The organism is Enterobacter sp. JH25 (genome assembly GCF_021725435.1).
In the GTDB taxonomy this organism is placed as follows: Bacteria; Pseudomonadota; Gammaproteobacteria; order Enterobacterales; family Enterobacteriaceae; genus Enterobacter; species Enterobacter intestinihominis.
The window spans coordinates 3670622-3696212 of sequence record NZ_CP091319.1 but is presented as its reverse complement, the minus strand read 5'-3'; the positions used below and the strand labels follow the sequence as shown (position 1 = coordinate 3696212).

Genomic DNA, 25591 nt, shown 5'->3' with positions numbered 1-25591 from the left:
TAAACGGCTTAGTGTTTACCGCATCGCACGTCTCAAAATACGCTCCGCCTGACGCTGGAAGTCAGCGGCCGTCTCTTCCACGGTTTTCTGGCCGTAGTCGATATACTGCAAAGAAGTACCGAACTGCGCCACAATCTGTGGGTCGTCAAAGTATGGCGAGACGGTGAGTTTCGCCGGCAGCGACTGCGCCAGACGCAGGCCTGCCACGGAAGGATCGTCCTCTTTAATGGTGCCGTCTTCAGTCAGATACTGCACCGCTACTTTGCTCAGCGGTACGCCACGCTCAAGGCCCAGCGTATCGACCCCTTCTTTGCTGTTGAGCAGGAAATTAATCAGCTTCGCCGCCGCTTCCGGGTTTTTGGTCGACTTACCAATCGACAGCATTTGCGCCGGTTTGAAGAACAGGCCCGCGTCGGTGGCGCCCGGCAGCATTGGGTAGCTGCCCAGCTCCAGTTTCGCCTGTGGCTTCAGGTTGTCGGAATATTTGTTGATGGTGGAGTTCCACATATAGGTGCCGCCCCATTCTCCCTGGATCCACGGCTTCATCTCATACATGTTGCTCTTACCAAACGAGGCATAGTATTTGGTGTCCGGCATGACGTGGCTGTCGATCAGCTTTTTGTAGGTCTGGAAGAACTCCACCCACTGTTCCTTTGTGTAGCTGAACTTTTTGGTTTTCTCATCCACCGCAGGAATGTTGTACTTCTGGATCATGTACGAATTCAGCAGCGCCAGCGTATCCTGGTGCTCGAGGATCACCGGGTAGTATTGCTTACCGAGCTTGCTCTCGAAGGTTTTACCGGCTGCCATCAGCTCGTCCCAGGTTTTCGGGTACGCAATACCCGCTTTTTTCCAGGTTTCGTCATTGAAGTAGAACACCCGCGCCGTCACCGAGATCGGAATGCCGTTCAGCTTGCCATCCACGGTGGTGGTTTGCAGCTCTTTGGGATCGAACTGCGACAGGTCGATCACCTCCTTCAACTTGTTCAGATCGTAGAAGCCGTCACCGGTTTTGGAGAAGATCGGCAGCCAGTTCCAGTTCGTCTGCATGACGTCCGGCTCGGTGCCGCCCGCAATCTGGGTGGTCAGACGGGAGAGGTGACCGTCCCAGCCGGTGTATTCCGCTTTCACGTTGATGTCCGGGTTCTGCTTATGGAACTCTTCCAGCGCTTTCAGAGTGACCTGGTGACGGCCATTGCCGCCCCACCAGGACATCCGTAAATCCACATTCTGCGCCATCGATGGCAAAGCGGTAAGGCCGAGGGTCGCGGAGATTGCTGCGCTTAAAAGCACGTTTTTCATTTTTATCACTCCATCAGAGAGAGAGGTTCTGTTCAGTTTTTGCGTCAAAAATATGACACTTGTTCATCTCAAACGTGAAATACACCTTACGATGAAGGCCCTTATCAATCATTGGCTTAGCTTCATCGGACGGGATTCGGGCGGTCAGTTCATAGTCCGCGACCTTCAGGTACACAAAGAATTCGTGGCCCATGTTTTCAACGCGCACCATCTCCCCGCTACAGCCGCCGTCCGGGAAGGGCTCATCAGAGAGCGATACAAATTCCGGGCGCACGCCGTAGAAGATCTCCTGACCCGCGTAAGCCGCGACTTTCTCCTGCTTCTCCGCGTTCAGCGGCATGGTTTCATCGCCAATGGCGATGTGCAGCTGGCCCGCTTTTTCGACCAGCACGCTTTTGCGTATATTCATCTCCGGCGCGCCGATAAAGCCCGCCACGAACATGTTCTTCGGCTTGTGGTAGAGGTTGTCCGGCGTGTCCACCTGCATGATATGGCCGAGCTTCATCACGCAGATGCGGTCGCCCATGGTCATCGCTTCGGTCTGGTCGTGGGTCACGTAAACGGTGGTCGCCGGTTTTCCGGATTTCTTCAGCTGCTTATGCAGGTCGGAAATACGGATACGCATCGAGGCGCGTAGTTTGGCGTCGAGGTTTGAAAGCGGCTCATCGAACAGGAACACATCCGGTTTTTTCACAATCGCACGGCCTACCGCCACGCGCTGCGCCTGGCCCCCGGAAAGCTGGCGCGGCAGGCGGTCGAGCAGCTCTTCAAGCTCAAGAATTTTGGCGGCTTCATTCACCTGGGACTCAATCTGATCTTTCGGCAGCTTGCTCAACTTGAGGCCAAAGGCCAGATTCTCGCGCACCGTCATGTGTGGATAGAGGGCGTAGTTCTGGAACACCATCGCAATCCCGCGCTCTTTCGGCGCGAGGTTGTTCACGATCTTGTCGCCGATACGCACCTCGCCGCCGCTGATGGTTTCTAGTCCCGCCAGCATGCGCAGAGTAGTGGATTTGGCGCAGCCGGATGGGCCGACGATCACCATAAATTCCCCTTCGGCGATTTTAAGATCGATAGCGTGTACCGCTTTAAAACCGTTGGAGTAGACCTTTTCCAGCTTGTTGAAAATAACTTCAGCCATGGTATTTCCCTCTTAACCTTTAATTCCGCTGCTGGTGACGCCCTGTACGAAGTAGCGCTGTGCCAGGAAGAAGACAATGATGGATGGCAGAATGGAGATGCTCGCCATTGCCAGAATTTCGTTCCACGGCGCCCCTTCGGTGACGTCGATGGACATTTTCAGCGCCAGTGCAATCGGGTATTTATCCACGCTGTAGACATAAATCAGCGGCCCGATAAAGTCGTTCATGGACCACATGAACTGGAACAGGGCGACGGAGATAATGGCCGGTTTAAGGATCGGCACAACCACGTACCACAGCACCTGAAGGGAGTTACAGCCGTCAATCTGCGCCGCCTCTTCCATGTCACGCGGGACGCCGCGCAGGAACTGGATCAGCATGAAGACGAAGAACCCCTGGGTGGCGAAGGCCAGCGGCAGGTACAGCGGCATATAGCTGTTCAGCATGCCCATTTCACGGAACATCAGGTACTGCGGGATCAGCAGCACGGTGCTGGGTAGCAGCATGGTGGTAATGAGCGTGGCGAACCAGAACTTCTTCCACGGGATCTCGAAGCGGGCAAAGCCATACGCCACGATGGTGGAGGAGATAATGGTCAGGATCACTTTCGGGATCACATACTTAAAGGTGTTCAGCATGTAGTGGCCGAAGTTGTACTCGGTGCCGGTTTTCCAGCCGTTGATGAAGCCGTCCCAGGTGGCATGTGCAGGCCACAGGCTCAGGGTGGTGAAGATCTCGTGGTTCGGTTTGAACGACGCGGAGAACATCCACACCAGCGGGTAAAGCATCAGCAGGCCGACAAACAGCAGGATCGCATAGCGAACGGTGGCATTGATTTTCTCTCTGCGCAGCGTGCGGGCTACTTCGCGTTCGGCGATGCTTCTTGCCGTGGAGAGTTGTTGAATATCAGCCATTTTTGCCTCCTTTATCGGCGGAGTAGAACACCCAGTATTTCGACGATTTAAAGGCGATACCGGCGAAGACGGCCACCACCAGGAACAGGATCCACGCCAGCGCCGCGCCATAACCCATATCGAAATACTTAAACGCGGTGTCGTAGATGTAGAGCGAGAACAGGTAGGTCGAATAGGTCGGCCCGCCGCCGGTGATCACGTACGGCCCGGTAAATTCCTGGAACGCCTGCGTGGTCTGCATGATGAAGTTGAAGAAGATCACCGGCGTAATCAGCGGCACGGTCACCTTCATGAACATCTGCCATTTCGATGCGCCATCGATCATCGCCGCTTCATACTGGGACTGCGGTACGTTTTGCAGCGCGGCCAGGAAGATGACCATCGCGGAACCGAACTGCCAGACGCGCAGCAGGGTAACGGACATTAGCGCCAGTGACGGTTCACCCAGCCAGTTCACCGGGTCAAAACCAAATACGCCGATAAAGCTGTTCAGCAGGCCATCGATCGCAAATAAGGCGCGCCACAATACGGCAATGGCGACGGAACTGCCGAGGATCGACGGAATATAGTAGGCAGTACGGAAAAATCCGATGCCGCGTAATTTAAAGTTCAGGACAAAGGCAATCCCTAATGCGAAGGCGAGCTTTAACGGAATGGTTAAAAATACGTATGCAAAGGTCACGCCCATGGATTTCCAGAAGAGCGTGTCTTCGGTAAACATGTAGCGATAGTTTTCGATGCCGTTAAACACCGGCGGACTCATCAAATCGTAATCCGTAAAGCTGAGGAAAAATGATGAGACGAAGGGGAATGCCGTAAAGAGTATCAACCCGATGATGTAGGGTGATATCCATGCGAGCCCCAGCAGCTTGTTTTCATTCATACATACCTACCTGGCGATCAATGGTTTAAAACGGAATCTGCTTTGTTACATCTTCCCAGGCCAGCATCGCGCGGCATGAGAGCTGAATTTTAGGGTGCAATATCTGGCGTCGGCTAAATATAAAATTGTTTATTAACGCTTTTTTGCCTTCCTCTTTGCGCTAAATGCGTTGGGTTTCAAAAGAGCTGAACCGCCGTTCTTGGATGCTAAAACATCGTTTTATTTTATATTATTGCGATTTATTTCTGCGTCATTCGCTTAATGATGGAAATGTGATCAGCGTCGAAACACTGTTTCAATATAGTGAGGGAGGTGGCATTTTTGACTTTCACGGACGTTCGTCGGGACTGCGAGGAGGCGAGACGAAGCACAAGTGGAAACGGGAAAAACAATAGTCACGCAGCGTGGCTAACTACCAGATCTGATAGCAGGTCTACAGATGTACCAATTCGGCATTCAGATAATTCTTACATTCTTGTATGATTTCTCAAACCGGAACCAGTCAGGCAGAATTTCACTGCATCCTTAAAAGAAGAACAGTTATGTCAGCAATGGATTTCAAACAACATACGGATCTCAACTTTCCTCACTATGCTCCCCCGGCGGTGAGCGCTAAAGAAATAGATCTCCTGGGTCTGCTGGACGTCCTGCTGGCAGCAAAAAAACGCATCATTACCATTGTGTTTGCATTTGCACTGGTCGGCCTGGCAATCGCCTTCCTGATACCGCAAAAATGGACCAGTAAAGCGGTCATTACGCCAGCGGAACAGACGCAGTGGAGTTCGCTGCGCCAGATGATGGTGACGCTGCAGGTGCTTGATGTGGACGTTAAAGTTACCCGTGCGGATGTATTTAATCTGTTTATCAAAAAGTTTCAGTCTCAGTCCCTGCTTGAAGAGTACATGAAGAGCTCTCCTTACGTGATGGCTCAGCTCGATGGCGCCGAGGTTGACCCGCTGGAGCTGCACCGCGCGGTGGTCAATATCGCCGAAAAGATGAAGGCTATTGATAACACCCAGGAAAAAAATGCTGATAAAGCACCGTATCTCTCCTGGACGTTAAGCTTCACTGCCCCAACGGCAGAGGACGCGCAGAAAGTGTTGAATGGTTACATTCAGTACATTTCCCGCATCGTCGAGCAGGAGACCATGCAAAACATCCGCGATCAGCTGATCCTGAGAACCAAAACGGTTCAGCAGCAGCTGGAGATGGATCGGGTTCGACTGACCAATATCCACAATACCAACCTGCAACGCCTTAACTACTCGCTGGAAGTGGCGAACGCGGCAGGGATCAAAAAGCCGGTTTACAGTAACGGACAGGCGGTGAAAGACGATCCGGATTACTCCGTCGCGCTCGGCGCGGACGGGATTGCGCAGAAATTGCAGATTGAAAAAAATCTGAAGGATGTTTCTGAGCTGAACGCCGATTTCCAGAACCGCGAATACTATCTGGCGCAGCTGCAAAAACTCTCCTTCGAAGACGTGAGCCTGGAGCCGTTCAAATACCAGCTCTCTCCTTCTATGCCGGTGAAAAAAGATGGCCCGGGCAAAGCACTGATCGTGCTGCTGGCGGGTATTCTGGGTGGGCTGTTCGCCTGTGGCAGCGTGCTGCTGCGCGAAGCAATGCGCTCCCGCAACCCGCTGCCGGAACAACTTCCTGAGCCGGTTACGGAATAACATGAAAAAAGGCGCTCTGATGAGCGCCTTTTTTTATTTCAGGAAATCCTCGCGTACCGGCGTAAAGGTATCCAGCAAGGTGCCGGGTTTGAGGCAAACGCAGCCGTGCATCACGTGCGGCTTTTTATAGAGAGTGTCGCCCGCCGTTACCACATGCTTTTCCTCGCCAATGGTGAACTCAAATTCCCCCGAGAGAACGTAGGTGAGCTGCTCATGCGGGTGGTTATGCAGCGGGCCAATCGCACCTTGCTCGAAATTCACTTCCACTGCCATCATCCTGCCGTCGTGCGCCAGAATACGACGCGTCACGCCGTTGCCCAAATCCTCAAGCGTGGTCTCTTTATGGAAAATAAACATATTTTCGCCCTGTTATGTAATGAAACATTGTTTCATTTAACTTATCTCAGCCGCAGCGAAAAGAAAACGTTTAGCCAAATAACTGGAAAGGCGATCACAAGTTTGCTTCACTGGGTGAAACGTACAGGAGGAAAGATGAAAACGATCGGTCTGTTAGGGGGCATGAGCTGGGAATCAACGATCCCGTACTACCGCCTGATTAATGAAGGCGTCAAACAGCGTCTGGGCGGTCTGCATTCGGCCAGCCTGCTGCTGCACAGCGTGGATTTCCATGAAATAGAAGCCTGCCAGTCGAGCGGGGAGTGGGACAAAGCCGGGCAAATGCTGGCAGACGCCTCACTTGGCCTGGAGCGTGCGGGCGCGCAGGGTATTCTGCTGTGTACCAACACCATGCATAAGGTGGCGTCGCATATTGAAGACCGCTGTTCGCTGCCGTTCTTACATATCGCGGATGCCACCGGGCGTGCCATACGTGCCGCCGGCATGACGCGCGTGGCGCTGCTGGGGACGCGCTACACCATGGAGCAGGATTTTTACCGCGGGCGGCTGAGTAGCCAGTTCGGGATTGAAAGCCTGATCCCGGAGGAGGCAGACCGGGCGCGCATTAACCAGATTATTTTTGATGAACTGTGCCTCGGCACCTTCAGCGAAGCTTCGCGCGCCTGGTACGTCAGCGTGATTGAGAAACTGGCGCAGCAGGGGGCGGAAGGAGTCATCTTCGGCTGTACCGAAATTGGCCTGCTGGTGCCGGCAGACCAAAGCCCGATACCGGTCTTTGATACCGCCGCCATCCATGCCGCGGATGCGGTGGAGTTTATGCTGTCATAAAGGTTTTTGCAGGTCAGGTAACCGAAGCGCCACCTGACGCGCGTGCGCAATCAGGTGTTCACTAAAGGCATCAACCAGCGCTGAGGCGGGCCGGTGCAGCGGGCGGATCAGGCTTACGGTAAAGGGAACGGAAACGCTAAAACGGCGCAGAACCACGCCGCTGCTGGCGTAGTCCATAGCCGTGAGCGGGTTCACCACCGAAATACCCACGCCCGCGCGCACCATCGCGCAAATTGATGCCGCACTGTGCGTTTCCATCACCATCCGCCGCTTCACCTGATGTTCGGCAAACAGGCCATCCAGAAGCTGTCGGTAGCTGTCGGTCTGCGACAGGCTGATATAGTTCTCACCGTGAAAATCTGCCGGGGTCAGAACTGCTTTGAAAGCAAGCGGGTGGCTGGCAGGCAGCACGCAGACCTCATCCAGCGAGAGCAGCTCCGTGCGTTCCGTTCCCGCTGGCGTGACGAGGGTTTCGGTCAGACCCAGATCGTGGCGCTGGGCCGAAAGCCACTCCTCCAGCAGCGGCGACTCCTGCGGCACGATGGTCAGGCTGACCTCCGGATAGCGGGCCAGAAACGGCTGTAGCAGTACCGGCAGGAACGACTGAGAAAAGACCGGCAGGCAGACGATGGACAACTCACCCTGGCGGAACTCCCTCAGGCTCTCTGCCGCGCTCACGATCCTGTCCAGCCCGTACCAGGAGCGCTGAACCTCCTCAAACAGGCGTAAACCCTGCACCGTTGGATGCAGCCTGCCGCGGGTGCGTTCAAACAACTTCAGCCCCAGCACTTTCTCAAAACGCGCCAGCTCGCGGCTGACCGTCGGCTGCGAGGTGTGCAGCATCTGCGCGGCTTCAGTGAGATTGCCGGTGGTCATCACCGCATGAAAAATCTCGATATGGCGTAGGTTAACGGCGGGCATAGGGCACCTGATGGCTGAGCGTGGTCCATATCATTTTTGCATAGACTCACGATAAAACGATATTTTTTATTCTCTTCAGGCTGTGGCGTAATGATAAAAAACAGAATACCGGAGACGACCATGCCACGCCCGCTCAACCAGACCGAAACCGATTTAAACGCCGATAACCTGCTGCGCCTGCCTGCCGAATTCGGCTGTCCGGTGTGGGTCTACGATGCGCAGATTGTTCGCGAGAAAATCGCCGCGCTGCATCAGTTTGACGTGGTGCGTTTTGCGCAGAAGGCCTGCTCCAATATTCATATTCTGCGCCTGATGCGCGAGCAGGGCGTGAAGGTTGACTCCGTATCGCTGGGTGAAATCGAACGTGCGCTGGCGGCCGGGTTTGATCCAAAGGCCGATAGCGACGCGATCGTCTTCACCGCTGACCTGATAGACGACGCCACGCTGGCGCGCGTGCACGAGCTGCAAATCCCGGTGAATGCCGGTTCGGTGGATATGCTGGAACAGCTTGGGCTGGTTTCCCCGGGCCATCGCGTCTGGCTGCGCATCAATCCAGGCTTTGGTCACGGTCACAGTCAGAAAACCAACACCGGGGGCGAAAACAGCAAGCACGGGATTTGGTATGCCGATATGCCTGCGGCGCTGGAGGTTTTACAACGTTACAACCTTAAGCTGGTGGGTATTCACATGCATATCGGATCCGGCGTGGATTATGGCCATCTTGAGCAGGTCTGTGGCGCGATGGTGCGTCAGGTTATCGATTTTGGTCAGGATCTGGAGGCGATCTCCGCCGGGGGAGGGCTTTCGATCCCTTACCGCGAAGGGGAAGAGGCGATCGACACGGATCACTATTACGGCCTGTGGAGCGCCGCGCGTGACAGCATCGCCGCTCATCTGGGCCATGCGGTGAAGCTGGAGATTGAGCCGGGTCGTTTCCTGGTCGCCGAAGCTGGCGTGCTGGTGGCGCAGGTGCGGAGCGTGAAGGAGATGGGAAGCCGTCACTTTGTGCTGATTGATGCTGGCTTCAACGACCTGATGCGCCCGTCCATGTACGGCAGCTATCATCACATCACCGCGCTTGCCGCCGATGGCCGCGATCTGGTCAACGCCCCGCGCATCGAGACCGTTGTTGCCGGCCCGCTGTGTGAATCCGGTGACGTCTTTACTCAGCAGGAAGGCGGGAAAGTCGAAACCCGTTCGCTGCCAGAGGTAAAACCGGGAGATTATCTGGTGCTGCATGATACCGGTGCGTACGGGGCGTCTATGTCTTCGAACTACAATAGCCGTCCGCTGCTGCCGGAAGTGCTGTTTGATAATGGCGTGGCGCGGCTGATTCGCCGTCGCCAGACCATTCAGGAATTGCTGGCGTTAGAGCTGGTCTGATTAAACCAGGGCCCTGTTGTCACCGAATCGCGTAACACCAGCGTGCCGGTGAACGGTGGGATCGCTTCAACCGGCTGGTTTTTTGCCAGCCGGATCGCCTGGTCGATCGCCGTGACGATCATGTTGTCGATCGGCAAATACACCGACGACAGGGCAGGCTCCAGCCACTTTGCGCTGGGGGCATCGTCAAAACCAAACAGCGAAATATCCTGCGGGATCTTCAGCCCGGCCTGGTGTAATGCTTTGGAGGCGCCCAGGGCCATGTCATCGTTACAGGCAAACAGGGCGCTGAACGATGTCTTTTCCGCAATCAGCTCCTTGCACAGCTCGTAACCCCGCGTCATGCCTGCATCGCCGTATTTAATCCGCCGCTCATCGAGACGAATACCGTGCTTCTCCAGCGCCTTACGGTAGCCCATCAGCCGCGCTTTACCCGTTGGGGTGTGGATCGGGACGGTGATACAGGCGATCTCCCGATGGCCCTGGCTTATCAGGTAATCCACCGCTTTGAAGGCTGCGTCCTGCTGTTCAAAGAAGACGCAGCGATCCGCCGCCTGGCTCACTTCGCGGTTAATGATCACCAGCGGCGTCTGCACGCTGTTGATCAGCTTCAGGATCGTCTTTTCGCTCATGTAACGCGTGTACAGCACGATGGCGTCGCACTTGCGGTCGGCGAGCATCTGCACCGCCAGTTCTTCCTGTTCAGGGGCATCGTGACCGTCGGTAACAATCAGCTGTTTACCGTGCGTTTCGGTCTGCCGTGACGCCTGCTGTAGCAAACGACCAAAGTAAAAACCGTCGAACGTCGAGACGACCAGACCGATGCTGTTGCTGGTCTGGTTAGCCAGCGAGCGCGCGAGAAAGTTCGGACGATAGCCCAGCTCCTCCATCGCGCGAAATACCTGCTGGCGCGTGCTCTCTTTAACCTGACCTGTGCCGTTCAGCACGCGCGAAACGGTGGCCTTCGACACGCCCGCACGCAGTGAGACATCCAGCATTGTTGCCATTCGAAATTCCTGTTTCCACGTAATGGTTTGCAGTTTAACACAGACCATCCGGCGCATAAGCGACGTGGGAAGGACAAAACCCCATAACGATCACGCTTTTCAGTAACGATCCTCGCCCGCGGAATAAATGCCTGTCATTGGTATACCAAAATGGTGATAAATCATAATCTGGAATACCTCTAACGGCGTTGGGAGCTTAATCACAGAACAAATCGCCTGTGGACGCTATTTTTGGCATACCAATAGTATCCGGCTGTACACCTTATTCAATAAAAGCCCTTTTACTGAGGTATTACCCTATGGCATTTCAGGAAAAACTGATCGACGCTCTGGGCAGTTTTGCCACTACCTTCAACAGCTATCGCTATATCCAGGCGATCAAGTCTGCGTTTATTACCTTAATGCCAGTCATCATAGTGGGGGCGTTCTCGGTATTGATCTCCAATATGGTGCTGGATCCGAAAAACGGTCTGGCGAGCTTTCAGTCGCTGTCGTTTCTCGCGGCCTTAAAGCCGATCACCAGCGCGCTCAACTACGCCACGCTGAACTTTCTCAACATCGGCGCGGTGTTTTTAATCGGCATTGAGCTGGGGCGTATTAACGGCATTAAGTCCCTGTTCCCCGGCCTGCTGGCGGTGATCTGCTTTATCTGCGTGACGCCGACCACGGTGGAAATGCTGGTGGACGGTGAGATGCACGTGGTGAAAGATGTGCTGCTGCGCCAGTTCTCAGATACCCGCAGCCTGTTCCTCGGTATGTTTATCGCCATCCTGTCGGTGGAGATCTACTGCTGGCTGGAAAACCGCAAGGGGCTGAAAATCAGGATGCCGGACACGGTGCCGCCGAACGTTGCCGCGTCGTTCTCTGCGCTGATCCCGGCCATTATCACCACCACCGCCATCGCCACCTTTGGCTTCGTGTTTCATCAGGTTACCGGCATGTATCTCTACGACGCGGTATACCAGGTGGTGCAACAGCCGCTGGAGCGCGTGGTGCAAAGCCTGCCGGGGATCCTTCTGCTGATGTTTGTCGCCCAGCTGTTCTGGGTGATTGGTATTCACGGCAACCAGATGATCAAGCCGATCCGCGAGCCGCTGCTGCTGGGGGCAATCACCGTTAACATGAGCGCGTTCGAGCAGGGCAAAGAGGTGCCAAACATCATCACCATGCCGTTCTGGGACGTCTATATGAGCATCGGCGGCTCCGGCCTGACCATCGGCCTGCTGATAGCCGTCATGATTGCCACCAAACGTAAAGAGATGAAGGAGATAGCCAAGCTCTCCATCGGGCCGGGTATTTTTAATATCAATGAGCCGGTGATCTTCGGTATGCCAATCATGCTCAACCCGATCCTGGCTATCCCCTTCATCATCACGCCGCTGGTGACGGGCTCGATTGGCTACTTTGCCACCGTGACCGGATTTGCCGGGAAAGCCGTGGTGATGGTGCCCTGGACCACGCCGCCGCTGATCAACGCCTGGCTGTCAACGGCGGGCTCCATGGGGGCGGTCATCACCCAGTTTATCTGCATCGTGACCGCGGTGATTATCTATCTGCCGTTTGTGAAAATTGCTTCACGCCGCGCAGAGCAGGCCGCACTGCAACAAGCCACCGATAACGCATGAGGATACGATGAGCACAAAACAGATAGCCATACCGCAAGATTTTATTCTGGGCGCGGCGGCATCGGCCTGGCAGACCGAGGGCTGGAGCGGCAAAAAGCCGGGGCAGGATTCGTGGATCGATCTCTGGTACATGAACGATCGTCACGTCTGGCATAACGGCTATGGTCCGGCGGTGGCAACCGACTTTATCAATCGCTTCCGCGAAGATGTAGCGCTGATGAAGCAGGCGGGACTGACGCACTATCGCACTTCGATCAACTGGTCGCGCTTTTTAACCGACTATGAAAATGCGACGGTAGATGAAGAGTACGCCGCGTATTACGACGCGCTGTTCGATGAAATGCACCGTCAGGGCATTGAGCCGATGATCTGCCTGGAACACTACGAATTGCCGGGCGTGCTGCTGGAGACCTACGGCGGCTGGGCGTCAAAGCACGTCGTCGAGCTGTTCGTTCGCTATGCAGAAAAGGTATTTGAGCGCTTTCACGGCAAAGTCACCCGCTGGTTTACCTTCAACGAACCGATTGTGGTCCAGACGCGCGTCTACCTTGACGCGCTGCGCTGGCCCTATGAGCAGAGCACCAGCACCTGGATGCAGTGGAACCACCATAAGGTGCTGGCGACGGCGAAAGTGGTGAAGCTGTTTCGCGAGAAAGGGTATGACGGCACGGTGGGCTGTATTCTTAACCCGGAAGTGACCTATCCGCGCTCCCGCACGCCGCATGACGTGCGAGCGGCAGAGATGTACGATCTGTTCTACAACCGCGTCTTTCTCGACCCGCTGGTGCACGGGCGCTATCCGCAGGCGCTCTTTACCCTGCTGGCGCAGCATCAGGTGCAGTGGGACTACACGGCTGACGAGCTGGCGCTGATTGCCGACAACACCGTCGATGAGCTGGGCATTAACCTCTATTACCCGCATCGCGTCAAAGCCCCGTCCCGCGCCTGGCACCCGGAGACGCCGTTCCATCCGGCGTACTACTACGAGCCGTTTGAGCTGCCCGGACGGCGTATGAACACCTCCCGCGGCTGGGAGATCTTTCCGCGCATTATTTACGACATGGCGATGCGGATTAAAAACGACTATCGCAACATTGACTGGTTTGTGGCGGAAAGCGGGATGGGCGTGGAGAACGAAGTGCAGTATCGCAATCGTGACGGTGTCATTGACGACACGTACCGCATCGCGTTTATCAGCGAACATCTCTACTACACGCTGCTGGCGCGGGAGGCGGGGGCAAACTGTCACGGTTATATGCTGTGGGCCTTCACCGACAATGTCTCCCCGATGAACGCGTTTAAAAACCGCTACGGGCTGATTGAGATCGACCTTGAAAATCAACGCGCACGGCGGGCAAAGAAATCAGCGTCCTGGTTCCGCCAGCTGCGCGATGAGCGTGTGCTGACGCTCAGGGTAGACGATGAATGGAAGTAAGCCTTCTGGTAAAATAGCGCACAAACTGGCCGGGGGGACGTCCGGCCCGCGCATTAACTGAAAAACACAGGTGAAAACGTGGATAAGGCTGTCATCCTGCCGGAAAAAAAACAGTACCAGGAAATTGGCGAGGATTTACGGGCGCAGATTATCCAGGGGCATTATCCCGTGGGATCGCGTCTGCCGCCGGAGCGCAACATCGCCGAGACGTATGGCGTCAGCCGCACTATCGTGCGCGAGGCGCTGCTGATGCTTGAGCTTCAGGGAACGGTGGATATTCGCCAGGGGTCAGGCGTGTACGTGATGCGCATTCCGGAAGAGCATGAAAACGAGGAAGAGCGTTTTCTGAACAGTGACGTTGGGCCGTTTGAAATTCTCCAGGCGCGTCAACTGCTTGAAAGCAACATCGCTGCCTTTGCCGCAAAAATGGCGACACGGGCGGACATCGACAACCTGCGCCGCATTATCGAGCAAGAGCAACGGGCGATTGCCGTCGACGATCGCAGTCAGGACAACAACAAAATGTTCCACCTGGTGCTGGCTGGGGCCACACAAAACCAGATGCTGCTGGCGACGGTTGAGAGCGTCTGGCATCACATGGACAGCAGTCCGCTGTGGCAGCAGTTCAATGGCCATATCGCCAGCCGCGCCTGGCGCCTGAAGTGGCTCGGAGACAGGCAAACCATTCTCGCTGCGCTCCGCCGCCGCGACGTGATGGGGGCGTGGCAGGCGATGTTCCAGCATCTTGAAAACGTCAAAAAGAGCCTGCTTGAGCTGTCAGACGAAGACGCGCCCGATTTTGACGGCTATCTCTTCGAATCGGTCCCTCTTTTCCAGGGGAAGCTGGTGTGAATATACTGCCGCTTCACGCTGCGCCGCAGTTTACACAGCAGGTGATCGACTGGATCTGGAACGCGTTTGGTGAAGGTATGCCGCGTGCCTTTTTCCAGAGCATTGTCGAGCACAGCCTGACGCCAGGCGAGTTACCGCTCACCTTTATTGCCGTTGATGATGACCAGCTGCTGGGCACCGTTGGGTTGTGGCGTTGCGATTTAATTTCCCGACAGGATCTTCATCCCTGGCTGGCTGCGCTGTATGTCGATGAAGCCGCGCGGGGAAACGGGCTGGCGGGAAAACTTCAGCAGCATGTTATCGGCTACGCGCGACGCGCCGGGTATCACGAGCTTCATCTCTGGTCTGCCTGCCGCGACTTCTACGAACGTTACGGCTGGCACTACATCGGTGATGCGCTGGAATACCCGGATAAAACCGTCCATCTCTATCGCTGTTCGCTCACGGCTTCCGCGGGCGATACCACCGAGTGACGGCGCACTAAGGTTGGGCTGAACAGGTGGGTAATTTCCGGTGGCGGGCGATGCTCGGCCAGCGCTAACGCCAGTTCTGCCGCCTGCGTTGCCATGGTCACAATCGGGTAGCGCACGGTGGTCAGGCGAGGGCGCACGTAGCGCGACACCAGCACATCATCAAAGCCAATCAGCGAAATTTCTGCCGGGACGTCGATTCCGTTATCATTCAGCACGCCCATCGCGCCGGCGGCCATGGAGTCGTTATAGCTGGCCACGGCGGTGAAATTCCGCCCGCGGCCCAGCAGCTCGGTCATCGCCTGCTCGCCGCCACTCTCATCCGGTTCTCCGTACGCCACAAGACGATCGTTGCACGGCAGACCGGCTTCGCGCAGCGCGTCGTAATAGCCCTGAAGGCGATCTTCCGCATCGGAAATTGGGTGGTTGGAGCACAGATAACCAATTCGGGTATGGCCCTGCTGGATCAGGTGACGGGTTGCGAGCCATGCGCCGTAACGGTCGTCGAGCGCCACGCAGCGGGTTTCAAATCCGGGAATAATACGGTTGATAATCACCATCCCCGGCATCTGTTTCATCAGATGGATCAGTTCGGCGTCGGGGATCATTTTGGCATGGACCACCAGCGCCGCACAGCGATGACGGATCAACTGCTCAATGGCCTGGCGTTCTTTCTGTTCATTGTGGTAGCCATTACCAATCAGCAGGAAATTACCGGTGTGATAAGAAACTTGTTCTACGGCTTTGACCATCGCACCGAAAAACGGATCGGATACATCCCCGACCACCAGCCCGATGGTTTCTGTCGACTGTTGGGCAAGGGCGCGTGCGTTGGCGTTAGGGTGATAATTCAGGTTTTCCATGGCGTCCTGCACGGCCTGGCGTGATGCATCACTCGCTTTAGGGGAGTTGTTGATCACGCGGGAGACGGTCGCGACGGAAACACCGGCCAGACGAGCCACATCCTTAATTGTCGCCATTCAATACCTTCTTATAGGGGTAAGCGTTTACACACTAACTAGTGTTGCGGAAAAGCGGCGCGCATTCAAGGGGAGCGGGTGAGCGTCCTCTGCAAACGTGAAGCAGAACATCCCTCGCGGTGTAATCGTTACACGGCCAGTCATGTCTGAATAATGTCAATCTGAACCTTTAGTTACACTTTGCCTCAGGCTGTTGCGATTGTCCGTTGGCAACGATGCGTTGTGAATTGCTAGAGTCGAGATCCCAGAGGTATTGATAGGTGGAATCAACTTCGGTTGATTAACACGATTTACACCAACCTGCGTTTTACGCAGGTTTTTTTTTGCCTGTAAGTTCAACCTGTAACAGCAAAAGAGATTATTCACACCTGGTTGCACTTCGGCTCATTCCCTTGCGTTTTCCTGCTGGCGAAGCCTGTCGCCGGAGGCCACAATCAAGATCCCAGAGGTATTGATTGGTGAGAATTCCTGGTACGTTTTCGTACTCTTCACTTGCACCAACCTGCGCGGATGCGCAGGTTTTTTTTCGCCTCTGTTTTTGCTATCGCTCCCTCACTACTTCTCGTGTAATCTGCCACCATTTATACCTTTCACACTGGCTGGCAAAGGGAGTTGAAATGCTTTTTGGGTTCTTCCGCACACTGTTTCGTGTCCTGTTTCGCATTCGCGTGACTGGCGATACGCAGGCACTCTATGGCGAGCGTGTTCTTATCACACCGAATCACGTCTCTTTTCTTGATGGCGTATTGCTAGCGCTTTTTTTGCCCGTGCGGCCCGTCTTTGCGGTGTACAGCTCCATCAGTGAAAAATGGTACATGCGCTGGCTCAGGCCGCTGATTGATTTTGTCCCGCTCGACCCTACCAAACCGATGATGATTAAACATCTGGTGCGTCTGATTGGGCAGGGGCGTCCGGTGGTTATCTTCCCGGAAGGGCGGATTTCAGTGACGGGCTCCCTGATGAAAATTTACGACGGCGCCGGTTTTGTCGCGGCGAAGTCTCAGGCCACCGTCGTGCCGCTACACATCGACGGGGCTGAGCTGACCTTTTTCAGCCGTCTGAAAGGGCTGGTGAAGCAGCGTCTGTTCCCGAAAATTACGCTGCATATATTACCGCCGACGTCACTGCCGATGCCCGAGGCGCCGCGCGCGCGTGACCGCCGTAAAATCGCCGGGGAAATGCTGCACCAGATTATGATGGAAGCGCGCATGGCCGTACGCCCGCGCGAAACGCTGTATGAATCGTTACTGTCGGCGCAGTATCGCTACGGTGCGAAGAAAAACTGCATCGAAGACATCAACTTTACGCCGGATACCTACCGTAAGCTGTTGACCAAAACGCTGTTTGTCGGGCGTATCCTGGAAAAGTACAGCAAACAGGGCGAAAAGATCGGCCTGATGCTGCCAAACGCGGGTATCAGCGCGGCGGTGATCTTTGGTGCCGTCTCCCGGGGCCGCATTCCGGCGATGATGAACTACACGGCGGGTGTGAAAGGGCTCTCCAGCGCGATTACCGCAGCACAAATCAACACCATTTTTACCTCCCGCCAGTTCCTGGATAAAGGCAAGCTGTGGCACCTGCCGGAACAGCTGACGCAGGTGCGCTGGGTGTTCCTGGAAGATCTGAAAGCAGACGTCACGACCGCCGACAAGCTGTGGATTTTCGCGCACCTGCTGATGCCGCGTCTGGCGCAGGTTAAGCAGCAGCCGGAGGATGATGCCATTATCCTCTTTACCTCCGGCTCTGAAGGCAACCCGAAAGGTGTGGTTCATAGCCACAAAAGCATTCTGGCAAACGTCGAACAGATTAAAACCATCGCTGACTTTACCGCCAACGATCGCTTTATGTCGGCGCTGCCGCTGTTCCACTCATTTGGTTTGACCGTGGGTCTCTTTACGCCGCTGCTGACCGGTGCCGAGGTGTTCCTCTACCCAAGCCCGCTGCACTACCGCATTGTGCCGGAGCTGGTTTATGACCGTAACTGCACGGTGCTGTTCGGGACGTCCACCTTCCTCGGAAATTACGCGCGCTTCGCCAACCCGTATGATTTCTTCCGCGTGCGCTACGTGGTGGCGGGGGCGGAAAAACTCCAGGACAGTACGCGCCAGATCTGGCAGGACAAGTTTGGCCTGCGGATTCTGGAAGGCTATGGCGTGACGGAGTGCGCGCCGGTGGTCTCCATCAACGTTCCGATGGCGGCAAAACCGGGAACGGTTGGCCGCATTCTGCCGGGGCTGGACGCGCGTCTGCTGGCGGTGCCGGGTATTGAAGACGGCGGACGTCTTCAACTGAAAGGGCCGAACGTCATGAACGGCTATCTGCGTGTGGAAAACCCGGGCGTGCTTGAGGCGCCGACGGCCGAGAACGTCAATGGCGAGGTTGAAACGGGCTGGTACGACACGGGCGATATCGTGCACTTCGACGATCAAGGCTTCGTGCAGATCCAGGGACGTGCAAAACGCTTCGCCAAGATCGCCGGGGAAATGGTCTCTCTTGAAATGGTCGAGACGCTGGCGACCGCAGTCTCGGCGGAGAAAATGCATGCGACCGTGGTGAAAAGTGATGCCAGTAAAGGCGAGGCGCTGGTGCTCTTTACTACTGACGGTGAACTGAAGCGTGATGCGCTTCTCAGGTATGCGCGCGAACATGGTATCCCCGAGCTGGCGGTCCCCCGCGATATTCGTTACCTCAAACAGTTACCGGTGCTGGGCAGCGGTAAACCCGATTTTGTGACCCTGAAGGGCATGGTTGAAGAGGCGGAACAGCATAATGCGTGAGTCAGTTCACACTAACACTTCAATCTGGTCGAAAGGCATGATGGCGGTTATCGCCGCCCAGTTTCTTTCCGCGTTCGGCGATAACGCGTTGCTGTTTGCTACGCTGGCGTTGCTGAAAGCTGAGTTTTATCCTGACTGGAGCCAGCCGATCCTACAGATGGTGTTTGTGGGTGCTTACATTGTATTTGCGCCGTTTGTTGGCCAGGTGGCGGACAGCTTCCCCAAAGGTCGGGTCATGATGTTTGCCAACAGTCTTAAGCTTCTGGGCGCGGCAAGCATCTGCTTTGGTATCAACCCGTTTGTTGGCTACACGCTGGTAGGCATTGGCGCGGCAGCTTACTCCCCGGCGAAGTACGGCATTCTGGGTGAGCTCACCACCGGCGATAAGCTGGTGAAGGCCAACGGCCTGATGGAGTCCTCCACCATTGCGGCTATTCTCCTGGGTTCGGTGGCGGGAGGCGTGCTGGCAGACTGGCATGTACTCGCCGCGCTTGGCATCTGTGCCCTGATGTACGGTGGCGCGGTGATCGCCAACCTGTTTATCCCCAAACTGGCCGTGGCGCGTCCGGGACAATCCTGGCGCTTCGGGCCAATGACCGGCAGCTTCTTCAACGCCTGCCGCGTACTGTGGCGTAACGGTGAAACACGCTTCTCGCTGATGGGCACCAGCATGTTCTGGGGGGCCGGCGTTACGCTGCGTTTCCTGCTGGTGCTGTGGGTGCCGGTGGCGCTGGGTATTACAGACAACGCCACGCCGACCTACCTGAATGCCATGGTCGCCGTCGGGATTGTGGTCGGGGCCGGGGCTGCGGCAAAACTGGTGACGCTCGAAACCGTTGCGCGCTGCATGCCCGCGGGGATCCTGATCGGCGTCGGCGTTCTGTTCTTCTCCCTGCAACATGCCATATTGCCAGCCTATGCCCTGTTGTTACTGATCGGCGTATTAGGCGGTTTCTTTGTGGTACCGCTCAACGCGCTTTTGCAGGAGCGCGGCAAGCAGACCGTCGGGGCTGGCAACGCCATTGCGGTGCAAAACCTTGGCGAAAACATGGCGATGCTGCTGATGCTGGGGATTTACTCGCTGGCGGTAAAAGCAGGTGCGCCGGTTGTGGCAATCGGGGTGGGGTTTGGCGCACTGTTTGCGCTGGCGATTACCGGGCTGTGGGTCTGGCAGCGTCGGCGGTGATATCTTTGCCGGGTGGCGGCTCCGCCTGACCCGGCCTACGTTTCGTGATGTTGGCGGATTTTGTAGGCCCGGTAAGGCAACGCCGCCACCGGGCAAATCGTCAACTTAAGGTGCCGGGTAAGTATAAACCTGATGCACCGCTTCAATCTCCGCTAAGACCTCTTCACTCAGGTTCAGGTGGAAACTCTCAATATTGGTTTTTAACTGATCCATTGTCGTTGCGCCGAGCAGGGTACTTGCCACAAACGGCTGACGACGCACGAAGGCCAGCGCCATCTGCGCCGGATCGAGTCCGTGACGCTTCGCGATATCCACATAGGCCGCCACGGCTTTTTGCGTCTGCTCGCCGCTATAGCGGGTGAAGCGGCTGAAAAGCGTGTTACGCGCGCCAGCCGGTTTCGCGCCGTTCAGGTATTTGCCCGTCAGGGTTCCGAAGCCCAGGCAAGAGTAGGCGAGCAGCTCCACCTCTTCGTACTGCGTCACTTCCGCGAGACCCACTTCATAACTGCGGTTCAGCAGGCTGTACGGGTTCTGGATGGTCACGATCCGCGGCAGGTCGTGTTTATCGGCCAGATGCAGATAGCGCATTACGCCAAACGCCGTCTCGTTGGAAACGCCGATGTAGCGGATCTTACCCGCGCGCTGGCATTCCGTAAGCGCCTCCAGTGTTTCCAGCAGGGTGACGGCCGGAGCACTCTCGTTCCAGGTGTAGCCAAGCTTACCGAAGCAGTTCGTCGGACGCTGCGGCCAGTGCACCTGATAAAGATCGAGATAGTCGGTTTGCAGGCGCTTGAGGCTGGCATCCAGCGCAGCACGGATATTCTTGCGATCGAGGATCTGGTTAGGGCGGATCCCGGCATCGTTATTACGGGAAGGGCCGCTAACCTTAGAAGCGATGACCAGCTTTTCGCGATTGCCGCGTTTCGCCAGCCAGTTGCCGACATACGTTTCGGTAAGACCTTGAGTTTCCGGGCGGGGAGGAACTGGGTACATCTCCGCCACGTCAATCAGGTTAATGCCCTGGCTGACGGCGTAATCGAGTTGTGCATGGGCATCGGCTTCGCTGTTTTGTTCACCAAATGTCATGGTGCCTAACCCCAGCTGGCTGATCTCCAGAGCGCTATGGGGGATACGGTGATAATGCATAGCCGGTTTCCTTTTTTAGACATACAGACCGCGTCAGGAACCTCCCGACAAAGGAATATAAACATGGCAGAGGGAAGGCAAAAGGGGAAGGAAAAAATCAAAAAGGCCAGCAAGCTACTGACCTTTATCTGTTTAACGCTCGATGATCTGGGAAACTTCGTCGCGATTAATTTGCATTTGATTGCCTTCGCGATCGCGGTAACTCACCAGACCGGTATCGTCGTCGACTTCGGGTTTGCCATCGGTCAGGATCATACGACCATCTTTCGTTGACATGACATAGTCGCTGCTACAACCCGATACCGCAAACGCTAAACCGACTGCTGAGATAATTACTGCCCATTTTTTCATCGTTCTCATCCTCACCTGGCTCGTATCAAATCATAGTGTAGTAATAACCTGATATTACGACAGGTGAAAGGGGGGAAATCTTAAAAAGGAGGAGATTATGTTAGCCGGAGCGCAAAATTGGTAAAAAACTATGTTTTCAACAGGAAGTGTCGTGCCAGCAGTGCACCGGTGAAATTCTTTTTAAGATAGAAGCCGCGCGGCAGCGTCAGGATCGGTTCGCCCTGTGCACCTACCGCTTCAGTGAGCGCTTTGCTGTTGGCGGCTTTGGGACGGAGTTGCAGCACTTCGCCATGCCGGGCGGTGATCTGTTCAACCTGTCCCAGCACAATCATGTCCATCAGCTCTTCCCAGTCCTGGGAAAGCTGTCTTTCTTCTTCTTCATCCGGGCTCCAGAGCAGCGGGGCGCCAACGCGACGCTCTGCCAGCGGGATCTGCCTGTCACCCTCAACGGGTACCCACAACACCCGCTTCAGCTTATGCCTGACGTGGCTGGTTTCCCATGTCACTCCGCTATTACCCGTTAGCGGCGCAACGCAGACAAAGGTAGTTTCCAGCGGCCGCCCCAGGCTATCAATGGGGATCGTCTTCAGTTCCACCCCCAGCGCCGCAAAATCTTGCTCGGGTTTACTGCCCGCGCTTGCGCCCAGCCAACGTTCAAGCAACACGCCGATCCAGCCTTTATCGCGCTTCAGATCGTTGGGTATCGTCAACCCCGCCATCACGGCCAGCTCGCCCAGTGCATAGCCTGCCAGACGTTGTGCCTGCTGGAGCAACTGGGCTTCACTGACGGGAGGAGAGAGCAGTGGGGCGAGAGAATGCATGCTGACAACCTTTTGGTTAAAAAATGAACTGATATTTTATCCCTTGTGGATAGAGTTTACTTTTTTCTGAGTATATATTCCATGTGGATGATTTATATTATGTTTTTTAGGAATGTATCCCGTCGCGCCATGGCTAAAAAACAGGTTGTGCAATTCTGGTCACTGACAATAAACAGGATCTTACACCATGTTATCCACAGAAAAATGGGATAACTGGGAATAACCGCCACTACTGTTTCAATTTACAGCCTTGACGTGCGATGAAAATCGAATTTTCACACAAATTGTGCCTAACTTATTGGCACAATCTGTGGATAAAACCGACGCTGTTCGATCTTTCATCACCAGGAAGATCTTTGATGTGACGATCGTCACGTTAATCGCCTTTGATACCCTAAATTTACGTTTAACTATATGAATTTAAATGATTTATTTTAAGTGATGAAAATTGCCGATTCGCCGGGCTACAAGGTTGTTCATCGGTAATTCCATACTTCTTCACAACTATATCCACAGAAAAGGTGAATAAAAATGGTCTCAGTCGCCCTCATCTGTTTATAACTCCTCACAAAATTGTGAGTTATTCAAATGTTATTAGGTTGCAGGCCTGTAAGAGAGTGGTTTACCGCCTCCCTGTAGTGTGAAACAATCATTCATATATCAGATTTAGTTTGGGGTAGTCCGGTGATTGATGACGATGGCTACCGCCCAAACGTAGGAATAGTAATTTGTAATCGTCAGGGGCAGGTGATGTGGGCCCGGCGATATGGTCAGCACTCCTGGCAGTTCCCGCAAGGCGGGATCAATCCTGGAGAGTCCCCAGAACAAGCGATGTACCGGGAGCTGTTTGAAGAGGTTGGTTTAAGCCGAAAAGATGTTCGCATCCTGGCTTCGACCCGCAACTGGTTGCGTTACAAGTTACCGAAACGTTTGGTGCGTTGGGACACAAAGCCGGTTTGTATCGGCCAGAAACAGAAGTGGTTTCTTTTGCAGTTGGTGGGCAACGATTCAGATATCAATATGCAAACCAGCAGCACGCCAGAGTTTGATGGCTGGCGCTGGGTAAGCTACTGGTATCCGGTTCGTCAGGTCGTGTCATTCAAGCGCGATGTATACCGTAGGGTGATGAAAGAGTTCGCAAGTGTCGTGATGCAGCTTCAGGAGACGACTCCGAAGCCACAGAGCGCACCTGCCTGGCGACGTAAAAGAGGTTAAGCTACGCAAATCATGCTCACCCGCTTGCGAGAAATAGTTGAAAAGGTCGCCAGTGCGCCTCGCCTCAACGAGGCGCTGAATATTCTGGTGACGGACATCTGTCTTGCGATGGAAACCGAGGTCTGTTCGGTCTACCTGGCCGACCATGACCGACGTTGCTACTACCTTATGGCAACCCGCGGTTTAAAAAAACCACGGGGACGTACCGTCACGCTCGCGTTTGATGAAGGTATTGTTGGCCTGGTCGGGCGACTGGCGGAGCCAATCAACCTTGCCGATGCGCAAAAACACCCCAGCTTCAAATATATCCCTTCCGTCAAAGAAGAGCGTTTCCGCGCGTTTCTTGGCGTACCGATTATTCAGCGCCGCCAGCTGCTTGGCGTGCTTGTTGTTCAGCAGCGCGAGCTGCGCCAGTACGATGAAAGCGAGGAGTCCTTCCTCGTCACGCTGGCAACGCAGATGGCGGCGATCCTCTCTCAGTCCCAACTGACAGCCCTTTTTGGTCAGTATCGTCATACGCGTATTCGCGCGCTTCCGGCCTCGCCGGGGGTCGCTATTGCCGAAGGCTGGATGGATGCCACGTTCCCGCTGATGGAGCAGGTCTACGAAGCCTCGACGCTGGATGAGGCGCTTGAGCGCGAACGGCTCACCGCTGCCCTGGAAGAGGCGGCGAATGAGTTTCGTCGCTACAGCAAACGCTTTGCCGCTGGCGCGCAAAAAGAGACGGCGGCCATTTTCGATCTCTACTCACACCTGCTTTCCGATGCGCGTTTGCGTCGTGAGTTATTTGCCGAGGTCGATAAGGGGTCGGTGGCAGAGTGGGCGGTTAAAAAGGTCATTGAAAAATTTGCCGAGCAGTTTGCGGTACTGACTGACGGCTATCTGAAAGAGCGCGCCGGCGATTTACGCGCGCTTGGGCAACGTCTGCTGTTCCACCTCGATGATACTATTCAGGGGGCTAATGCCTGGCCGAACCGGTTTGTGCTGGTGGCCGATGAACTCTCGGCGACGACGCTGGCGGAATTACCGCAGGACAGGCTGGCGGGCGTGGTGGTGCGCGATGGCGCAGCTAACTCCCATGCCGCCATTATGGTGCGTGCGCTCGGTATTCCGACCGTGATGGGGGCGGATATTCAGCCTTCCGTACTACATCGCCGTACGCTGGTGGTGGACGGATATCGCGGTGAGTTGCTGGTGGATCCTGAGCCGGTTCTCCTTCAGGAGTACCAGCGTCTTATTAGCGAAGAGAATGAATTAAGCAAGCTGGCGGAAGATGACGTCAACCTGCCCGCGCAGCTCAAGAGCGGTGAGCGGGTGAAGGTGATGCTCAACGCGGGGTTAAGCCCCGAGCATGAAGAGAAGCTCGGCAGCCGCATCGATGGCATTGGTCTCTACCGCACCGAAATACCGTTCATGCTGCAAAGCGGCTTCCCGTCAGAAGAGGAGCAGGTTGCGCAGTATCAGGGCATGTTGCAGATGTTTAACGACAAACCCGTCACGTTGCGCACCCTCGACGTCGGCGCGGATAAGCAACTGCCCTATATGCCCATCAGTGAAGAGAATCCCTGCCTCGGCTGGCGTGGGATCCGCATTACCCTCGATCAGCCGGAAATTTTCCTTATCCAGGTTCGTGCGATGCTGCGTGCCAACGCGGCCACGGGGAATCTCAGCATTTTGCTGCCGATGGTCACCAGTATTGACGAGATCGACGAAGCGCGGCGGTTGATTGAACGTGCAGGGCGCGAAGTGGAAGAGATGATCGGCTACGCGATCCCTAAACCCCGTATTGGCGTGATGCTGGAAGTGCCTTCGATGGTCTTTATGTTGCCGCAGCTGGCGACCCGCGTTGATTTTATCTCCGTTGGCACCAACGACTTAACGCAATACATTCTGGCGGTCGATCGCAACAATACGCGCGTGGCCAGTATCTACGACAGCCTGCATCCGGCGATGCTTCGTGCCCTGGCGATGATCGCCCGCGAAGCCGAGCAGCATAATATCGACCTGCGCCTGTGCGGTGAAATGGCCGGCGATCCGATGTGCGTGGCGATCCTGATTGGCCTCGGTTTCCGTCACCTGTCAATGAACGGACGTTCCGTTGCGCGTGTGAAATACCTGTTACGTCACATCGAACAAGATGAGGCGCATGAGCTGGCCGCGCGAAGCCTGGAGGCACAGCTGGCAGCCGAAGTGCGCCATCAGGTGGCGGCGTTTATGGAGCGACGCGGCATGGGCGGTTTGATCCGCGGCGGCCGCTGATCCCCACAATATAATGACTGCTCGGACGACCCCCTCTCCCTTGAGGAAGAGGAATGGG

At 55.4% G+C, this 25591-nt stretch carries 22 protein-coding genes and 1 pseudogene; 11 read left to right on the top strand and 12 right to left on the bottom strand.

Annotated features, from left to right (window positions below; translation table 11 throughout):
• Nucleotides 1-15: 15 nt before the first annotated feature.
• From L2Y28_RS17645 to L2Y28_RS17630, 4 genes are read right to left on the bottom strand one after another with little or no spacing between them, the layout of a single operon-like run.
• Nucleotides 16-1302 (bottom strand): ABC transporter substrate-binding protein, encoded by a 1287-nt coding sequence (locus tag L2Y28_RS17645; protein ID WP_022649252.1) that lies wholly within the window; start codon nt 1300-1302, stop codon nt 16-18.
• A gap of 13 nt (nt 1303-1315) precedes the next feature.
• Complete coding sequence (locus L2Y28_RS17640; RefSeq protein ID WP_017382861.1) at nt 1316-2443, bottom strand: ABC transporter ATP-binding protein; 1128 nt, start codon at nt 2441-2443, stop codon at nt 1316-1318.
• 12 nt (nt 2444-2455) lie between these two features.
• Complete coding sequence (locus tag L2Y28_RS17635; protein WP_022649251.1) at nt 2456-3358, bottom strand: carbohydrate ABC transporter permease; 903 nt, start codon at nt 3356-3358, stop codon at nt 2456-2458.
• Nucleotides 3351-4241, bottom strand: a complete 891-nt coding sequence (locus L2Y28_RS17630; protein WP_003862825.1) for a carbohydrate ABC transporter permease — start codon at nt 4239-4241, stop codon at nt 3351-3353. Before L2Y28_RS17630 ends, L2Y28_RS17635 begins: the two co-directional genes overlap by 8 nt.
• A 542-nt stretch (nt 4242-4783) precedes the next feature.
• Here L2Y28_RS17630 and wzz(fepE) point away from each other — a divergent pair.
• The gene (gene wzz(fepE) / locus L2Y28_RS17625; RefSeq protein ID WP_022649250.1) at nt 4784-5920 is read left to right on the top strand and encodes an LPS O-antigen length regulator Wzz(fepE); all 1137 of its coding nucleotides are present in this window, start codon (nt 4784-4786) and stop codon (nt 5918-5920) included.
• Between the two features lie 33 nt (nt 5921-5953).
• On the opposite strand, the gene L2Y28_RS17620 is transcribed toward wzz(fepE), so the two are convergent.
• Nucleotides 5954-6277: a cupin domain-containing protein gene (locus L2Y28_RS17620; protein WP_022649249.1), complete on the bottom strand. Its 324-nt coding sequence runs from the start codon at nt 6275-6277 to the stop codon at nt 5954-5956.
• A 135-nt stretch (nt 6278-6412) separates the two neighbouring features.
• Between L2Y28_RS17620 and L2Y28_RS17615 the strand changes: the two genes are divergently transcribed.
• Nucleotides 6413-7105, top strand: coding sequence for an aspartate/glutamate racemase (locus tag L2Y28_RS17615; protein ID WP_022649248.1), 693 nt, complete (start codon nt 6413-6415; stop codon nt 7103-7105).
• Here the strand turns inward: L2Y28_RS17615 and L2Y28_RS17610 are convergent.
• A complete protein-coding gene (locus tag L2Y28_RS17610; protein WP_022649247.1) occupies nt 7100-8026 on the bottom strand; it encodes a LysR family transcriptional regulator in 927 nt (308 codons plus the stop codon). The two genes, L2Y28_RS17615 and L2Y28_RS17610, sit on opposite strands and share 6 nt — an antisense overlap.
• A gap of 120 nt (nt 8027-8146) precedes the next feature.
• Here L2Y28_RS17610 and lysA point away from each other — a divergent pair, with 120 nt between their 5' ends.
• Complete coding sequence (gene lysA, locus L2Y28_RS17605; RefSeq protein ID WP_022649246.1) at nt 8147-9409, top strand: diaminopimelate decarboxylase; 1263 nt, start codon at nt 8147-8149, stop codon at nt 9407-9409.
• On the opposite strand, the gene L2Y28_RS17600 is transcribed toward lysA, so the two are convergent.
• On the bottom strand, nt 9379-10416 hold the full coding sequence (locus tag L2Y28_RS17600; RefSeq protein WP_022649245.1) for a LacI family DNA-binding transcriptional regulator: 1038 nt from the start codon (nt 10414-10416) through the stop codon (nt 9379-9381). The genes lysA and L2Y28_RS17600 overlap by 31 nt on opposite strands.
• A 299-nt stretch (nt 10417-10715) precedes the next feature.
• Here L2Y28_RS17600 and L2Y28_RS17595 point away from each other — a divergent pair, with 299 nt between their 5' ends.
• The 4 genes from L2Y28_RS17595 to L2Y28_RS17580 all read left to right on the top strand — a co-directional run bounded on the left by L2Y28_RS17595 (nt 10716) and on the right by L2Y28_RS17580 (nt 14801).
• Entirely contained in the window at nt 10716-12041 is a 1326-nt protein-coding gene (locus tag L2Y28_RS17595) for a PTS sugar transporter subunit IIC (RefSeq protein WP_006811828.1), read from the top strand.
• Nucleotides 12042-12048: 7 nt separating this feature from the next.
• Nucleotides 12049-13476: a glycoside hydrolase family 1 protein gene (locus L2Y28_RS17590; protein WP_022649244.1), complete on the top strand. Its 1428-nt coding sequence runs from the start codon at nt 12049-12051 to the stop codon at nt 13474-13476.
• Between the two features lie 78 nt (nt 13477-13554).
• Entirely contained in the window at nt 13555-14328 is a 774-nt protein-coding gene (locus L2Y28_RS17585; RefSeq protein WP_022649243.1) for a GntR family transcriptional regulator, read from the top strand.
• On the top strand, nt 14325-14801 hold the full coding sequence (locus L2Y28_RS17580) for a GNAT family N-acetyltransferase (protein WP_022649242.1): 477 nt from the start codon (nt 14325-14327) through the stop codon (nt 14799-14801). Before L2Y28_RS17585 ends, L2Y28_RS17580 begins: the two co-directional genes overlap by 4 nt.
• On the opposite strand, the gene galR is transcribed toward L2Y28_RS17580, so the two are convergent.
• On the bottom strand, nt 14756-15778 hold the full coding sequence (galR, locus tag L2Y28_RS17575; RefSeq protein ID WP_003862806.1) for an HTH-type transcriptional regulator GalR: 1023 nt from the start codon (nt 15776-15778) through the stop codon (nt 14756-14758). The genes L2Y28_RS17580 and galR overlap by 46 nt on opposite strands.
• A gap of 617 nt (nt 15779-16395) precedes the next feature.
• Between galR and aas the strand changes: the two genes are divergently transcribed.
• Both aas and lplT read left to right on the top strand, forming a co-directional pair.
• Complete coding sequence (gene aas / locus L2Y28_RS17570; protein ID WP_022649241.1) at nt 16396-18555, top strand: bifunctional acyl-ACP--phospholipid O-acyltransferase/long-chain-fatty-acid--ACP ligase; 2160 nt, start codon at nt 16396-16398, stop codon at nt 18553-18555.
• Nucleotides 18548-19741, top strand: a complete 1194-nt coding sequence (gene lplT / locus L2Y28_RS17565) for a lysophospholipid transporter LplT (RefSeq protein WP_022649240.1) — start codon at nt 18548-18550, stop codon at nt 19739-19741. The genes aas and lplT overlap by 8 nt, the downstream gene beginning before the upstream one ends.
• A 105-nt stretch (nt 19742-19846) precedes the next feature.
• On the opposite strand, the gene L2Y28_RS17560 is transcribed toward lplT, so the two are convergent.
• The 4 genes and pseudogenes from L2Y28_RS17560 to L2Y28_RS17545 form a co-directional block, all read right to left on the bottom strand.
• Complete coding sequence (locus L2Y28_RS17560) at nt 19847-20887, bottom strand: NADP(H)-dependent aldo-keto reductase (RefSeq protein WP_015571754.1); 1041 nt, start codon at nt 20885-20887, stop codon at nt 19847-19849.
• 132 nt (nt 20888-21019) lie between these two features.
• The gene (locus L2Y28_RS17555) at nt 21020-21238 is read right to left on the bottom strand and encodes a YgdI/YgdR family lipoprotein (RefSeq protein ID WP_003862794.1); all 219 of its coding nucleotides are present in this window, start codon (nt 21236-21238) and stop codon (nt 21020-21022) included.
• Between the two features lie 128 nt (nt 21239-21366).
• Nucleotides 21367-22059 (bottom strand): DNA mismatch repair endonuclease MutH, encoded by a 693-nt coding sequence (gene mutH / locus L2Y28_RS17550; RefSeq protein ID WP_022649239.1) that lies wholly within the window; start codon nt 22057-22059, stop codon nt 21367-21369.
• 155 nt (nt 22060-22214) lie between these two features.
• Nucleotides 22215-22289, bottom strand: a pseudogene (locus L2Y28_RS17545) (hypothetical protein); the annotation flags it as partial.
• Nucleotides 22290-22743: 454 nt separating this feature from the next.
• On the opposite strand from L2Y28_RS17545, the gene rppH reads away from it, so the two are divergent.
• Together rppH and ptsP are read left to right on the top strand one after the other, a co-directional pair.
• On the top strand, nt 22744-23274 hold the full coding sequence (rppH, locus tag L2Y28_RS17540) for an RNA pyrophosphohydrolase (protein ID WP_032622373.1): 531 nt from the start codon (nt 22744-22746) through the stop codon (nt 23272-23274).
• A 12-nt stretch (nt 23275-23286) separates the two neighbouring features.
• On the top strand, nt 23287-25533 hold the full coding sequence (gene ptsP, locus L2Y28_RS17535; RefSeq protein ID WP_022649237.1) for a phosphoenolpyruvate--protein phosphotransferase: 2247 nt from the start codon (nt 23287-23289) through the stop codon (nt 25531-25533).
• Nucleotides 25534-25591: the final 58 nt, after the last annotated feature.